Consider the following 15974-nt stretch of genomic DNA (forward strand, 5'->3'; position numbering starts at 1 on the left):
GTAACGAGAAAATGAAATGGGGAAAAAGTGCTTTTGGCGAAGTATAACTGGATTTTGTAAATGAAAAAAAGGCTAGCGTGTTGCTAACCTTTTTAGTGTAAATTTTCAATAACCAACTACTCCCCACGGACAACAAAACCTCCGTAAGGCTTCAATTCTACTTTCAGCTTACTTAGTTCGTCTTGTGCCAAGTTTCGGATTGAGAAATCACGAGAACCATCTCCATCTCCAATGAACTTTCCCGAAGATAGGGTCAGTTGGGTCAAATCTAGCTCAATGCTTTTGTCCGTATTTTCCCCGTTGATTCCACCAATGTACCATATGTGTCCACTTCGGCGAGCCATTACCACGTACTTTCCAGGGTAGCCATCCAAGAGAACCGTTTCATCCCATTTTCGAGGGAATTCTTGCAAGTAGCTTTTTACATAATCGGGCACAGTTGCCATTCCTTCAGGGTTTTCTGCCATATGCTGTATACCTGAATAGAATAAAGTGGGCAAAGCAAGTTCAAAACCATTTCGTGTTCTTCTCTGTATATTGGGGATTTCTCCAAAACACATGGGTGTGAAATCCATCGGGTCGAATACATTTCTAGTGAAAGGTATAGTTGCACAATGCTCAGGTTGCAAATCTGCGACGTTTTGATCAAATGTAATAAATTCTTGCCCCTTAATGGACTCCATAGTCATTAGGTGTGGGTAGGTTCGGTGCCAGCCCCTTGGAAGTGTAGCTCCATGGAAATTGATCATCAATTTGTATTCAGCGGCATCTCGTAAAATATCATGGTAATAGTTGATCATGGATTGCCCATCTCCTCCAAAAAAATCTATCTTAAGCCCTTTTACACCCATTTTATGTAGTTTGGCAAATTCTTCTCTACGTGTTTCCCCATCCATCATTTTGTCCCTCGGAGTGTAAGGGGTTGTATTCCAGTCTCCAGCTGAATTATACCAAAGGATTATTCCGATATTTTGCGAGTCGGCATATTTTACGAGCTCTTCAGCTTTTTCATAACCAATTTTACGGTCCCAATCGGCATCGACCAAGCAGTAATTCCAGTTCATGGACTTAGCATAGTCAACGAAGCGTTTTTGGACAGGGTAAACCGTGCTATCATCTTTGTACAACACCCAGCTCCATGCTGAAATGCCTGGCGCTATCCAATCTGTTGTCATCTCCATTTGAGGCGCAGCCAAGTCGGTTCCCAAGTTTGATCCTACTACAGTTTTCAAGCTGCCAATTACCATGAAGCGCCAAGGTGATTCCCATGTACCTTCAATTTCAGGGTTCAGTGCCGCTCCTGAAGCCATTACTTCTTCTTTTTGTGGGAAATCAATGGTGAAAATTCCATTGCTGTTGTCTAGCCTAGAAGCGCAGTATTCATCACCTAGGTTCGTCTCGCTTATTAGTACATTGCAGTTTTTTAATTCGAAAAGGGCGGGGAAGACCCACCCAGATTTGGTAGGGGAAGGAGTAGTTAGCGAAACTCCCTGAAAATAAGCTTCTTCATAAGATGGGTTGGAACTTTCCCAACCAGTTTTTGCCTTGGACATAGGCTGAATCCAAGCCTTGGTGTCATCGGGGAAGTTGAATTCGGTGAGTTCATTTGAAATGGTTAATGGGGTTGGGGTAACTCCTTCGTATCGGAAAGCAACTCCGTCGTTGGAAAGCTGGAAAATGATCGTTAGCACTTGTTGCTTGTCATCTTTAAATTCGAATTTACGTTGGTTAGCTTCATAGTTTGATGATGCGGCTTTACCATGAACCAATTCATAGAAATCATTTACTAGAATGGTTTCAGATGTATTCTGAAGTTTCCATTTGTTTGTTTCTCCAAACTCAATACCCAACTTGGAGCCGCGAAGGATGGTGTCGCTTTGGTAGATTGCGTTATAAAAAATCTCCCCACCTTTTTCTTCCACAGATACAGTAATTTTCCCATCGGGACTGCTAATGATTTCAACTGTTTTTTTTCTACTACAAGCTGAGAGCAGTAGGGCGCCGATGGCGATTAGTACAAATTTTTTAATGATTTTCATATTCAAGTTAGTTTGAGGTGATTAAAAAATCACATGTTAAATTAGGCTAATGGCATTCTTTTTCAGATTTATATCCAGTTTTGTCATCCTTTTTATAAAATGAATGCGATAAATAAGTGTCAAATATACATATATAAAGATTCACTTTGAGTAATTCTGCTTTTTTGAGACCTTTTTCTTTTTTCCTAAATAAAATTCTACTAAAGTTTGAGCTTGATTTTTAATTAACTGCAGCATAATTCATAGTTTGCAAAAAAATATCGTCTCATCGTAGAAGAGTTTGAAAAGGTTCAACTTTTTGTAGTCACTTAACTGTTGTTCTTTTGAGAATTTCATTATAGTGTGAAGGGTTTTTTAATTGAAAAAAAATGAAAGTCATAGTAATCGGTGCGGGGATTTCAGGCTTGTACGCTGCTTATTTGCTCAAGCTTAAAGGTTTTGAGGTAACGGTGTTGGAGGCTACCAAGCGATATGGGGGAAGAATCCGATCTGTCCAAAGTGCGGAGGGTGAGCCTTTGGAACTTGGAGCAGAATTTATTCATGGGCAATATTCTTTGTTGAAGGAATATGTGGCGCAAAAGGGTATAGGTACCTATAGGGCAAAAGGTAAATCCTTTTTATACTATAAAGGAGTGCTTAAAAACGAGGACAAATGGCTGGAAAAAATCCCCGAGTTGAAATTTGTATTTGACTTTTTCGAGAACTTTTGGAAATATAGGGAGCATGAGCTTACGGTGGATAATTTTATCAAAAAGGATGTTGTGCTTTCCAAGTTTCGGGTATTAATGGATGTTTTTGCCGTGGAGTATGGTACGAGCAATAGTCGTTTGGGCTTGAGAAGCTTAGCTGCCACGGAGCAAATGTGGTCGGCTGGGCAGAAGGATTATAAAATCCAGAGCCAGATGATCCGGGTTTTGGATGAGTTTGTTCAGTTGCTCCATGGGAATATTATTTACGAAAAACCTATTTCCGAAATCAACTACTCGGAGAGCAAGGTTCAGGCGGTATCCTTAGATGAGAAAATATATACTGCCGATGCGGTGTTGGTAACAGTACCAGTTTCGGTGCTCAAAAAGAAGATTATCAAGTTTATTCCAAGCCTGCCTGCCGAGAAAACAGCTGCTTTCCATAGGCTGGGCATGGGTGCTGGGATGAAAATAGTGTTGAAGTTTCGTAAGCAGTTTTGGAAGAAAAAAATGTTTGAAATATGGGGGAGTAAACTTTGCCCTACGTATTATTCTCCTTTTCCAAGGCAAGAAAAAACAGAAAATTACTTGATTGGCTATGTTACAGGAGTAAAAGCAGAATATTTGGGTAGTTTAGGCAACAAGGCAGTTGACTTGATCGTAAATGAACTTGATGAAATTTTTGGTAGCAATATTGCATCAACTAACTTAGAAGAAAGCACATTGATGGATTGGGGTAAAGAACCTTATATATGGGGGATGTATTCTTATGATAAGCCAAACTCGGAAGGCATGCGCGAAGAGTTGGCAAAACCTATTGATGATAAGGTGTTTTTTGCGGGGGAGGCTACTAACTACAACGGGCATCCGGCCACCTTACACGGAGCCATGGAAACTGCAGAAAGAGCGGTTTTTGAACTTAACGAGAAAAGAGAGAACAGGTATTTTTTGACATAGACCATTCCCTGTTTGTCTTCTATCAATCAAAAAAAGTTTCTGAGCAAAAGAATCTAGACTTAGCAAAATGTTTTAGGGTATTGTGAAAAGGCTAGCGTAAAAAGGTTGAAAATCACTTGTTTAAGCTTGAAGGTAAAGGGTAACCTATCATGTTTAATGAAGATAAACCACATTGCGGAAGCCAAATGAAAGATAAATGCCCCAAATGTTTGGATTAAAAACAATTGATAGGTGAATCATGTATTGGTTTTACTTATTTTATGAATGTTTTTCGTTCAATTACAAAGGGGATGTACCTGCTTAAAACAAGTTTTTATACATTTGAAGAACTGCTTTTTTGAATGAGGGCGATTGTTAGATTTATCGGTTTTAGTGCTAAAGTGGTAAATGTGGCATTTTTGCATAAAAAACCAAAAGTTTAATTTCGCTCTAAAAACTAAACGTCAGTCAAATTCTTAATTAAGAAAACTCAGTATTAATTTTATATCTATGAAATTTATCAGCGCAGTTATTATTTGGGTTCTATGTGCCGTAGCAGTACAGGCCCAAACGTATTATGTTGTTCATGTAAAGGGAAATATCGAAACCAAGAGTAATAATGAAGCTCTCAAAGTGGGGGCAAAGGTTTCGGCAGACGACGAGCTTCGGTTCATAACCCAAGATGCGACAGCAGTAGTAATGAGCCGTGAAAAGGGCAGGATGATTTTGAACGGAAAAAAATCGACAAAATCAGCCGATGGCGAGTTTTTGAGCTTTGTAAAAGATGTGTTGCTTCCTATGGAAAGTAACCTAAAAATGAGCACTAGAGGCGATTATAGAAATATTCAAGATTTCAAAGGCTTCTTTGGCGAAGGGAAATATGTGATTATAGGTGAAGAGCTTGTGCTTACACCGAACAAAACTAAATTCCCAGTAGATGATAAGAAGTCATTTATCTACCGTTACGAAACAGACTCTAGACCAGTCAACAAGAAGGTGCATATTGAAGGTGATAACTTGGTGCTCAACAAGACTAGGTTGTACAAAACACATGGTGTAATGGTGGATCCAGAAAACACCGAGCCGGTAGATTTGATCTATTTCGACATGGAAACCAAAGACATGCAGTCTTTAGCCAAATTCAAACCTGTTTTCGTAGATGAAGAGACATTGATAATGGAGCTTCAATCTGTTGCCTCATTCATCAGGAGCAATGGTATTTTACCAGAGGACAAAATTCCTGGAGAGCTTTATCAGTTTGTGCTTGACGTGCACGGCCAGACCAACAAGGGATTATTTGAAGAATGGTTGCTTTCAAAAGACTTGATTTCTAAAAATTAGTTTTAGGCTGTAATAAACCAAGGCTTGCTCGTTGTTGGTTTAAACGATATTGGAAACAAAAAGAATGGGCAAAAAAATAAAATCGATGTTGGGATTGGGCGTGTCAATGTTGCACGCCCTTTTTCTTATCATTGTCACACTGGTCTACCTGTCGCTTCCCTTTACGCTCGACGACGAGGTTGTGCTTATCCAAGTAACCGCAGCCGTTAAAAACAAGCTGTTGAAGCAAAAGAGAAAGCCTGATAGGGACAGGTTCATGTTTGTAAACGTATCTTGGGACAAGCAACTGATTGATAGGATAGATACAAACGGTATTCCGTTGGGAAACCAAGCCATTACCAACCGCGAGTCATTGGCTAAGTTGCTCAATGTATTCAACCAAAAACCCGACAATCACAAGTTCCTGCTCATTGACGTTAACTTCCTCGACCCCTCACCGCATGATGCTGCACTACAGAAGGAGTTCTTGAAAATTAAAAACTGCGTCATGTCTTACCACAAAGATGCTAAGGGGAAACCTGTTTACCCCATCATAAAAGGACCTCTAGGACTTTCGGATATGATAGTAGATGATGAGGAAAAAGACTTAGTATTGAAGTACCATCTCATCCAAGGAGATTCTCTGAAAACTACACCTTTGCTCATGTATGAGACCATTCATGGCAAAAAGTATGAAAAAGGCTTTCTGTTCGATAAAATAGGCGATTCTAGAATTTTCAACTCATTCGTTCTTGATCACCCCGTTGATAATTTTGACGTATTTAAAAATAACGAGTACAATTATTATTACATAAATGAGCTTTTGTTTTTCCCACCCGAGGTAATTCAGGAGTTTGCCAAAGATAGGATAGTAATAGTCGGTGACTTTGAAGACCAAGATATCCATAACACTATTTATGGGAAGACACCTGGCCCTATTGTGCTGGTCAATGCTTTTTTAGCCTTAGAATATGGCGATAATATCATTTCACCTTATTTCCTTTTGTTACTGTTTATTGCCTTTACCCTCATTTCCTACAAGGCTCTTACGGTCAGGGATCCAGTTACTGTTTTTGTAGAAAAGAAATTTGCGGGCTACAACTTTGTGGTAGAAATGACGGTTGATGTCACTTTTTACCTTGTGTACTTTGGGCTGATCTCTATTATAAGTTACGTATTTTTTCAAATCCACCTTACTATTTTGTTCTTGTCCTTCTACATGAACTTCTTGGAAATGGGGATAGTAGCATTGGACAAACGAAAGAAAGAGAAAAAGGAGAAGAAACTTGCGGCTGCTAATAAAGAACCTAAAAACAGTCGAGGTGATGATGAGGAAGAAAGTGCTGATTTGAGTGAAAAAGAAAAATAAGAGATGCCTACATTAAGCGGATAATTTTAGTTGTTTTGATCTATTCAAAAGCCGAAAATCCTAAGTATAGGAGTTTCGGCTTTTTTTTATTTTGGTAATGAAGAATAGGTAAGAATTACAGTATTGATAAAGCTAATTAGGAATTTAAAAGTGCTTAATTGATTATTTATTGAGTATCAAAATTAAAGGAAGACTTCTTTTAATTTTGACTTTTTTCATTAAATTCAAAATAAATTCTTTTACTACACCATTGGTGTTCAGTTTTTTAGGACACTGCTACCAACTACCAACATGTATTATTATATACCCAGAAGTGAAAATGAAACTATAGCTATCAGTAGTGCCGAATCTGATAGAATGCTTTGGAGTGCTTTTAAAGCAGGAAAGCCAAATGCTTTTGCCCAGTTGTATGATTTATACTTCGATGTCCTCTATAACTATGGAAAACAGTTTGGTTTATCAAACACGGACTTAGAAGATACCCTTCAAGATTTTTTTATTGACCTGAATAAAAATAAATCCAATTGTGGAGAGGTGCTTTGCGTAAAGCCATACTTGCTCAAATCGTTTAGGCGAAGAGTGGTCAAAACAGTCAAAAAGAAGAGGGCATTACCTTTCTCAATTCAGATTAGTGACAAAGAATCTTTCCCCATCTCTCTCGACGCTGGGAATAATTACATGGACTTTCAGCTTAATCAAGTTCAAAAAGAGTACCTCCAACAAGTCTTCAAGAAATTAAGTAAAAGGCAAAGAGAGGCCATTTATCATTTTTATTACGAAGATTTGAGCTATGCCGAAACGGCCGATATAATGGGGCTGAGCAGCGCAAAGTCGGCGAGAAATCTGATTTATCAGAGCATAAGCTGTATGAAAGGAGCAACTGTACCTGTTCCTGAATGGCTCTTTATTTTATTCATAATTAGTTGTTTGTGATTTTTTTATAGAAATCTCATATTTTTTTCATGTCGTTTTAATGTGTTTCTGCCTCTATTAGTTTAGCAAAGTAAGATTCCAACTTTTGTTATTCAGCAGATATGCATAACTACAACAACTATTCTTCAAAAGATTTTATCCAAGACGAGCAATTTAAAAGGTGGGTGTTAAACCCAACCTCTCAACTTGATGCCAAATGGGCTGCTATAATAGAAAAGTACCCATACCAGCTAGAAGCAATCAATATAGCAAAAAACACGATCCTAAGTCTAAATTTTCAACAAGTTAAAGCCCCTTCAAATGTAAAAGAAAGAATTTGGGAAGAGGTAATGGCTTCCCAGCACGAAACAAATATTATAGCCAACGAAAGAAAAGAAAATAAGAAAGCTAAAAAGTCAATTTTACGACCTTTGGGGGTAGCAGCTTCTTTTCTTTTATTAGTCACATTTTGGTTTACCCACTCCTCAATAACCAATGAAACGGACAGGCAAAAAGAAATTCATTGGATAACAAAACGAACATTATATGGGGAGAAGTTGTCTCTCAAACTGAAAGATGGGACACTTGTAAAGCTTAATTCGGAGAGTAGCTTAAGGTTTCCACAAGAATTTGCAGATACTAGAGAGGTCTATCTTGAAGGAGAGGCATTTTTTGAGGTTAAACGAAATACTAGCACTCCTTTTATAATTCATACAGGAGAGGTGGATACAAAGGTGCTGGGGACAAGTTTTAATGTGGATTTTGATACCAAAGAAAACAATGTGAATGTCTCAGTACTAGAAGGGAAAGTATCGGTAAGCAAAAAGGAAAATGAACTGTCGGTGATTCTTACTCCAAACCAAATGGCAGTTAGTGATAGCTCAAATACATTGCGGAAAATCAGTTATGTCGATATAAATGAAATTATAGCGTGGAAAGATGGCGTCCTCTTGTTCAATGAAGCTAGCTTTTCTGAGGTAATAGTATCGCTTGAAAAGTGGTATGGAGTAAAGTTCATTAATGAAAAAAAACTGACAAGCTCAGCACGGTTTACAGGAAGGTTTGAGAATAATGAAAGCTTAGAGATTGTACTAATGGGTTTGGAGATGCATTACCCAAAGCTTGGGTTTAAGATAAATGGAAAGAATATTTTATTAACCAAAAAGTGAAAATGAAAGAAAAAGTACAAGAAAACACCAGTTAAAAAAGCTGGGAGTCTCATGTGTGTGAAACCCTCCCAGCTCTATGCTCAGCAACGCAATTTTGGGTGGTACTAAAAAAGGCGAAACCTGAGCTGTGGAATAGTAAGCAAATATTATTTACTAAAACCCCTTAAAAATATGAAATTGAAACTACTAAGACAAATTACTATTATGTCTAGAAACTTACTGTTTGGCATTATTGCCCAAGCTTTCCTCTGTAGTTTTTTAATGGCTAACGATGGAAAAGCCCAATCAGAAAAAAGTAGCATTTTTGAAATAGAAATAGAAATGTATGCTAAGAATGTCTCACTTAAAAAAGCGTTGTCTGAAATTGAGAACAAAACAGATTTTAGCTTTTCTTACACCGATCGATCTCTTAACAAGAAAAAAGAAGTTAGCCTGGAAGGAGGGAATAAGACCTTGGCTAAGTTATTAGGGTCAATTTCCAAGCAGACAGGCTTAAAATTCACCCGAATTAATAATAACATTCACATATCAAAGTCTGCCCTAGTTGGAAAGGATGTGGAGCTTGAAAAAGTTGTCAATGAAGCAATGCAGGTGAATATTAAAGGTAAGATTACTTCTGGTGAAGATAACCTGCCTCTGCCAGGGGTAAGTATCCTCATAAAAGGAACTACCATAGGCACCACCTCTAACATAGACGGCGAGTATAGTCTCAATGCCCCTACAAATTCTGTCCTGCAGTTTAGCTATATTGGCTTTCTAACTCAGGAAGTAACTGTAGGATCTCAAAATACAATAAACATAGTGTTAGAGCCTGATATGGAGCAACTGGAAGAAGTGGTTGTTGTTGGCTACGGTACGCAAGAAAAGGTAAACTTGACTGGAGCAGTTGGTACTGCAAAAGGAGAAGTACTTCAAAACCGACCTATTGTGAATGTAGGACAAGGTTTGCAGGGCGTGATTCCTAATTTGAACGTGAACATCAGGAATGGTGATCCAAGTGCAGGAATTGATTTTAATATTAGGGGATATGAGTCAATTAATGGTGGCCAGCCTTTGATCTTAGTTGATGGTGTGCCTATGGATCTAAACAAGTTGAACCCGAATGATATTGAAAGTATTTCCGTGCTAAAAGATGCGGCAGCGGCTGCTGTTTATGGTGCAAGAGCTGCTTTTGGGGTAGTGTTGGTAGAGACCAAGAAAGGGAAAGGGGATAAGATTAATGTTTCTTTCGGAGCTGAATATGCTCTAGCAAAACCAATTTTGTTTATTGACCCAGTCACAGACCCTTACCAATTTGTATTGGCCAGAAACCAGGCTACGCTCAGGACTAATGGCAATGAACAGTATGACCAAGATTATATAGATGGGACTAAGAGATGGAGCGAAAACCCTACGGAGGAAAATAGATGGGGTGTATATAACGGTAGTCAGTTGAGGCATTACGGTTATAATAATTATGTAGATGAGCTTATTACAGATTTTGCTCCTCAACAAAAATATGACTTGAACATCTCTGGTTCTTCAGAAAAAGCATCTTATTATGTTTCCTTTGGGTACCTCAACAAAGATGGGTACCTCAAAAACAAGGATAAAAATGAAAATTTCAAGAGGTATAACTTCTTAATGAAAGGTGATTACAAAATAAACAAGTGGTTGGCTTTAGATACAAGGGCTTTGCTTACTATTGAAAAAAGTGATAAGCCTCACTTTTATAACTGGGATGTAAATATTAATACTTCTACTAGGCAAGATCCTTTGGATGCACTTTATTTCCCTGATCTTCCCTATTATATTACCCCTGGCGATAGAGAAGATTACGAACAATACATCGGAATGGGTTTTGGAGGTACTAACTTCTTGCCCTACTTAGAAGAAGGTGGACGTGAAACTTGGACTAGAAATGACCTGATATTAACACAGGGGATTACTATTTCTCCACTAAAAGGCTTAAAAATCAAGAGTAATATCTCAGTTAATCTGAACAGTAGAAACTACCAAGATGTACAAAGCAAATTACTTGTAGTAGACCAAACTCCTGATCTTCTTGCTAATAATATATTGAGCAACGGATTTAGCGGTAACGATTGGATAAATAATCAAACTAACAATAATCAATACTATGTTTTTAACGCTTTTGCTGAATATAAACTTGATAAGTTTGAAGGTCATAATTTGTCTGCCATGGTTGGATTTAACCAAGAATGGGGTATAAACCAGTTCATCAGAGGAAGGGCGTATAGTTTGATTACTCCTCAGATAACCGATTTGAATGCTACTACTGGTAACCAAGAAACATATGGAGGTCAATCACACGTAGCTATAAGGGGTGTGTTCTATCGTTTGAACTACATTTTCAAAGACAAGTATTTGTTTGAGGCGAATGGGCGTTACGATGGAACTTCTAGATTCCCGAAAGACGATAGGTTTGGTTTTTTCCCTTCTTTCTCTTTAGGATGGAAAATATCGAACGAAGCCTTTATGGACTGGTCTTCTGCTTGGATGAACAACATGAAAATCCGTGCTTCTTACGGTACGCTAGGTAACCAGACCATTGTTGATAATAATGGCAATCAAGTTTATTATCCTTATATCCCATCTATGGGTATTGGGGCTTCAGCATACATGATGAGCTCAGGTTCACGTACCCCATTTGTATCTGCATCTGGTTTGGTAAGCCCAAATCTAACTTGGGAAACTGTAATCTCTAAAAATTTAGGTTTAGACTTTACTTTGTTCAACAGCCGTTTGGACGTGTCTTTTGATGTGTACACTAGGGATACCAAAGATATGTTGACTGGTGTGGAGTATCCTTCTATTTTGGGTACTGATGCACCGGATGCCAACGCTGCTGACTTGCAGACGAGAGGTTGGGAAATAGCGGCTACTTGGAGAAATAGAATAAATGAAGACTGGAATTATGCAGTTACGTTAGCACTTGCCGATAACCAGTCAAAAATCACAAAATATGATAATCCGACTGGTGCTTTGGGCGAACGTTACGTAGGTCAAGTAATTGGTGAAAGGTGGGGATACGAAACCGTTGGTATCTTCCAAACTGAAGATGCTGTTGCTTCAGCTCCAGATCAGTCATTTTTAGGTGCAAATTGGAGACCAGGCGATATTCAATATGCCGATTTGGATGGAAATGGTGAAATTAACTCAGGAGAAAATACCTTGGACGACCCAGGCGATAGAAAAATAATTGCCTATGAAGCACCAAGATATACCTTTGGTATCAACAACGATCTTGGATGGAAAAATTTCTCCTTAAATGTATTTTTCCAAGGGTTATTGAAACAAGATTACTGGCCACCTAACGGTAACTGGGTTGCTTTCTATCCATACAATGCAGGTCACGTAGAAAATTATTACCTCACCGATACCTGGAGCCCTGAAAATCCAGATGCTTATTTTGCCGCTCCGCATATTTCAACGAATACAAAGCAGAACATTGAGCCTCAGACTAGATATGTTCAAAATGGAGCATACATCCGTTTGAAAAACATGACGCTTGCTTATAACCTTCCTCAGGATATTTCTTCAAAAGTAGGTTTGGTAAATGCTAGAATTTATGTTTCGGGGATGAACTTGTGGGAGTACACCAAAATGCGTAAGCCGCTCGATCCTGAAGTAAGACCTACTCTTACTCAAGAATACTACAAGCAAAGGATTTACTCAACTGGCGTACAAGTAACATTTTAAGCGACTTAAATAGATAGAAAATGAAAAATTATATTATAAAAATTTGTTTAATACTCTTTGCAACTTTCTTTGCATCTAGTTGCAACGATGATTTCTTGGAAAGGTATCCCCTTGATGAAATCAGCAACGAGTCTTTTTGGAATACGGAAAATGACCTCTTGGTTTATAATAATAGTTTTTATGACCTAGCCCGTAACGATGATAATGTTCCGATTATGATGGGACATGACGATGCTTTTGATAGCCATCGGCTTGGTATTTGGCATTTATCTGGGTTTTCTGATGATACGGCACCTCGCCACAGCAGGCACAATGATTATCAGAAACTACGTGCAGGCAAACATACAGTCCCAAGTGGCACATTTGTATATGGGTATAAAGGATGGAATTTCCTAAGGGCAATAAACGTAGGAATGGATAACTATGGTAAAGCCAATGTTTCCGACGAAGTAAGAAATAAGTATGTGGGTGAAGCTCGTTTGTTCAGGGCTTGGTTCTATCACGATAAAGTATCGAAGTTTGGTGATGTACAATGGGTCGATACCGAGTTGAATATTGATGATGATGAAATATTGTATGGAGAGCGTGACGATAGGGAAGTAGTGATGGCAAAAGTATTAGAGGATCTTAATTTTGCAACTACTAATATGCCAAACGATTGGGGAGATGGTGGTGCGCCAGGTAGATTAAATCGTTGGGCTGCCCTTTTGGTAAAATCGCGAATCTGCCTTTTTGAAGGAACTTGGAGAAAATATCACGGTGGAAATGAGGCCAATATGTGGCTAGAAGAAGCAGCAAAAGCTGCCAAAGAGTTAATGGATGACGGTCCATATTCTTTGTACATTACCGGCGACCCTACTACCGATTACAATGCTATCCACAGAATGACCGATCTATCTGGAAATCCTGAGGTATTGTATTGGAGAAGATATGAATTGGGTATTTACACCAACCATGTTCAGTCTTACCATAGGCAATACAATGGTGGAGCTACTAAAAGCTTGGTGGAAGACTACTTGTGTACCGATGGTCAGCCAATTACGCTTTCTACGCTTTACCAAGGAGACGAGGAATACGAAAAGATCTTCGAAAACCGTGACCCAAGGTTAAGGCAGACTGTTCTTCACCCAGCCGACCAAGCAATATATAAGTATGGTAATCATGACTTTGGGGCTTACACATATCCAAGAATCCAGGGTATGCCGGGTGGTTCATCTACTTATACAGGATACCACATAATAAAAGTATATGAGGTAAATGCCGCTTATGCTACGTACAACACTTCATCTACGCCAGCTATTACCTTAAGGTTTGGTGAGGCATTGCTAAATTATGCAGAAGCTAAAGCTGAGCTTGGGTCTATTACCCAAGGCGATTTGGATATAAGTATCAATTTGTTGAGAAAGCGAGTTGACATGCCGAACATGATGTTGAACCCTCCTATGGATCCTCGATATGCTAATGATGGGGTTTCTTCACTGATCGTTGAAATCAGACGTGAACGTAGGATTGAATTGTTCATGGAAGGCTTCCGATATGATGACCTCAGGCGTTGGAAACAAGGCAAAAAATTAGAGATCAAAGATTATGGAATGCGTTGGGATGAAGCAACGAGGAATAAAATTGATCCTGAAGGCACTGCGACTGTTCAAACTTCTATAGTTGATGGAGTGGAGTATCTTGATATTTATAAAGGTACTGACTATGAAACGCCAGAGTTTGACGAAAGCAAGCATTATTTGTGGCCAATTCCGATAAGTGCAACTTCTCAAAACCCTAATTTGGGTCAAAACCCAGGATGGGGCAGTAACTAGTAAAATAGTATGAATATTTTTTACAAAAGCACCACGCCTTAGATAGGGTGCTTTTGCTTTTCTTCTATTAAATAAAGGCTGCTTTTTGGTTGTGTTTGACCTGTTTAGCCTTTAATTTACAACCTCACAAATACCAATTAATTTTCAACTATGACTATTAAAAAACTATTTTTTGTATTGCTAATGCTTTGTGCATTTTGCTTTTCGGCACAGGCTCAGCACGAGGAAGAAAATATCCCCAAGTTAGAAAACCCAATCACTACTAAGTACTTAAAATCAAAGCTTCGGAAATCGCAGCCTAGGTTGGTGTACAATTCACAAACCATAAAACTTCTGCAAAAGAAGCTCAAAACTGATCCGGTAATCCAGAATATGTATGCTGCGGTGAAGCTCAAAGCAATTGCTGTTTTTGAACAGCCTTTGTTGGAAAGAAAGTTGAAAGGTAGGCGGCTGTTGGGCGTATCCCGCGAAATGCTCTACCGTATCAATCTGCTTGGAGTGGTTTATTTGGTTGAAAAAGACAAAAAAGTATTGGATAGGATTAATGAAGAGGTACTTGCCGTCTGCAATTTTTCCGATTGGAATCCTTCACATTTTCTCGATGTGGCGGAAATGTCCCTTGCTGTAGCCTTGGCTATTGACTGGACTGCTGGCGAGTTGCCTTCATCGACTATTTCCCTTGCTAAGAAAGCCTTGATAGGTAAAGGGTTAAAACCTAGTTGGCCGGAAAGTGGCAGAAACCCAGGTTGGGCTTATGGGTCTAATAACTGGAACCAGGTGTGCAACGGAGGGATGATTGCAGCTGCTATAGGTGTTGCCAAAGAAGAGCCAGATTTGGCGGCAAAAACTATCCACCGCGCGTTAGATGGGCTTCCTCATTCGCTGGTAGAATATGGTCCAGATGGTGTGTATCCTGAAGGGTCAACCTATTGGGGATATGGAACAAGTTTTTCAGTAGTGACTATTGCGATGTTAGAAAGTGCCTTTGGGACAGATTTTGGCATGGGAAATTATCCAGCGTTTCAGGAAAGTGCAGTGTTTAGGGTGCTGAGCAATGCACCTTCTGGCTGGTATTACAACTTTGCAGACTGCGGTGATGAACGCAAAAAAGAAGGTGACCTTACCTTAGCTTGGTTTGCGAAAAAAACAGGGAACAAGGCATTTTTTGAGGAAGAAAGGTTTTTGATCAAACCTGAAAGTATAGATACCTTATCGAGGCTTTCAGGTGCGGGTTTGATGTGGGTTGCTCAGTACCAAGAAACGGCAGGTATGAAAATGCCAACGGCTTGGAAAGGAGAGGGTGCAAACCCAATTGTTATTTTTACTGGAGAAAGGGATGATGAACATACCTATTATTTTGGTGGAAAAGGTGGGAGAGGAATGGTGAGCCATGGCAACATGGACGGAGGTTCGTTCATTTTTGAGCTTAACGGGGTCCGCTGGGTAGTTGACCCTGGAAACCAAAATTACCACAACTTGGAAAAAACAGGTTTCGACCTTTGGAAAAAGTGCCAAGACTGTGAGCGTTGGACTTTGCTTACTAAAAATAATTATGGTCATAGTACCATTACCATTAATGATCAGCTCCACAGAGTGGAAGGTTTGGTTACTTTGTCAGAGTTCAAAGATACGGCTAATCCCGAGGCTATTTTCGATATGGGACCCACGCTTGGTTCTTCGGTAGAAAGTGCAAGTCGTAAGTTTGTAAAAGATAGCCCAACTTCATTGGTTATTGAAGATAACATAGTGATTAATGATGAAACCAAATTGATCACTTGGCAGCTCATGACCCAAGCAGATGTGGAAATTGTAGATGGAGGTGCTATCCTAACTCAAGAGGGGGAAAAGCTTGCTGTGGAGAATATTTCCCACCCTGAGCTTACTATTTCAGTTATTTCCCTTGATCCGGCTCCTATGGAACTAGATAGGCAAATAGAAGGGTTGAAAAGGCTGGAAATTCGAATTCCTGCTTGGGTGGTAAAAGGGGATACCTGTACTATTAAAGTTCGGTTATCGGAGAAGTAGGT

The 15974-nt window shown here is 39.1% G+C and carries 9 protein-coding genes; 8 read left to right on the forward strand and 1 reads right to left on the reverse strand.

The window, feature by feature from the left end; genetic code table 11:
* Nucleotides 1-116: 116 nt before the first annotated feature.
* Nucleotides 117-2039, reverse strand: a complete 1923-nt coding sequence (locus tag R9C00_09480; GenBank protein ID WPO37680.1) for a glycoside hydrolase family 97 catalytic domain-containing protein — start codon at nt 2037-2039, stop codon at nt 117-119.
* 368 nt (nt 2040-2407) lie between these two features.
* On the opposite strand from R9C00_09480, the gene R9C00_09485 reads away from it, so the two are divergent.
* From R9C00_09485 to R9C00_09520, 8 genes are all read left to right on the forward strand, one after another.
* Nucleotides 2408-3682, forward strand: a complete 1275-nt coding sequence (locus R9C00_09485; protein ID WPO37681.1) for an NAD(P)/FAD-dependent oxidoreductase — start codon at nt 2408-2410, stop codon at nt 3680-3682.
* A gap of 489 nt (nt 3683-4171) precedes the next feature.
* Nucleotides 4172-5002: a hypothetical protein gene (locus R9C00_09490; protein WPO37682.1), complete on the forward strand. Its 831-nt coding sequence runs from the start codon at nt 4172-4174 to the stop codon at nt 5000-5002.
* Nucleotides 5003-5066: 64 nt separating this feature from the next.
* Nucleotides 5067-6350, forward strand: a complete 1284-nt coding sequence (locus R9C00_09495; GenBank protein ID WPO37683.1) for a CHASE2 domain-containing protein — start codon at nt 5067-5069, stop codon at nt 6348-6350.
* A gap of 291 nt (nt 6351-6641) precedes the next feature.
* Entirely contained in the window at nt 6642-7283 is a 642-nt protein-coding gene (locus tag R9C00_09500; protein WPO37684.1) for a sigma-70 family RNA polymerase sigma factor, read from the forward strand.
* Nucleotides 7284-7384: 101 nt separating this feature from the next.
* The gene (locus R9C00_09505; GenBank protein ID WPO37685.1) at nt 7385-8431 is read left to right on the forward strand and encodes a FecR domain-containing protein; all 1047 of its coding nucleotides are present in this window, start codon (nt 7385-7387) and stop codon (nt 8429-8431) included.
* A gap of 171 nt (nt 8432-8602) precedes the next feature.
* Nucleotides 8603-12133, forward strand: a complete 3531-nt coding sequence (locus tag R9C00_09510; protein WPO37686.1) for a TonB-dependent receptor — start codon at nt 8603-8605, stop codon at nt 12131-12133.
* A gap of 20 nt (nt 12134-12153) precedes the next feature.
* The gene (locus R9C00_09515) at nt 12154-13947 is read left to right on the forward strand and encodes a RagB/SusD family nutrient uptake outer membrane protein (protein ID WPO37687.1); all 1794 of its coding nucleotides are present in this window, start codon (nt 12154-12156) and stop codon (nt 13945-13947) included.
* A 150-nt stretch (nt 13948-14097) separates the two neighbouring features.
* Nucleotides 14098-15972, forward strand: a complete 1875-nt coding sequence (locus R9C00_09520; GenBank protein WPO37688.1) for a heparinase II/III family protein — start codon at nt 14098-14100, stop codon at nt 15970-15972.
* The last annotated feature ends 2 nt before the right edge of the window (nt 15973-15974 follow it).

This window comes from Flammeovirgaceae bacterium SG7u.111 (assembly GCA_034044135.1).
Classification (GTDB): Bacteria; Bacteroidota; Bacteroidia; order Cytophagales; family Flammeovirgaceae.

Coding starts and splice junctions, on each gene's coding strand:
- R9C00_09490 (WPO37682.1), top strand. CDS start 4,172: ATGAAATTTATCAGCGCAGTTATTATTTGGGTTCTATGTGCCGTAGCA.
- R9C00_09480 (WPO37680.1), bottom strand. CDS start 2,039: ATGAAAATCATTAAAAAATTTGTACTAATCGCCATCGGCGCCCTACTG.
- R9C00_09500 (WPO37684.1), top strand. CDS start 6,642: ATGTATTATTATATACCCAGAAGTGAAAATGAAACTATAGCTATCAGT.
- R9C00_09515 (WPO37687.1), top strand. CDS start 12,154: ATGAAAAATTATATTATAAAAATTTGTTTAATACTCTTTGCAACTTTC.
- R9C00_09485 (WPO37681.1), top strand. CDS start 2,408: ATGAAAGTCATAGTAATCGGTGCGGGGATTTCAGGCTTGTACGCTGCT.
- R9C00_09505 (WPO37685.1), top strand. CDS start 7,385: ATGCATAACTACAACAACTATTCTTCAAAAGATTTTATCCAAGACGAG.
- R9C00_09520 (WPO37688.1), top strand. CDS start 14,098: ATGACTATTAAAAAACTATTTTTTGTATTGCTAATGCTTTGTGCATTT.
- R9C00_09495 (WPO37683.1), top strand. CDS start 5,067: ATGGGCAAAAAAATAAAATCGATGTTGGGATTGGGCGTGTCAATGTTG.
- R9C00_09510 (WPO37686.1), top strand. CDS start 8,603: ATGAAATTGAAACTACTAAGACAAATTACTATTATGTCTAGAAACTTA.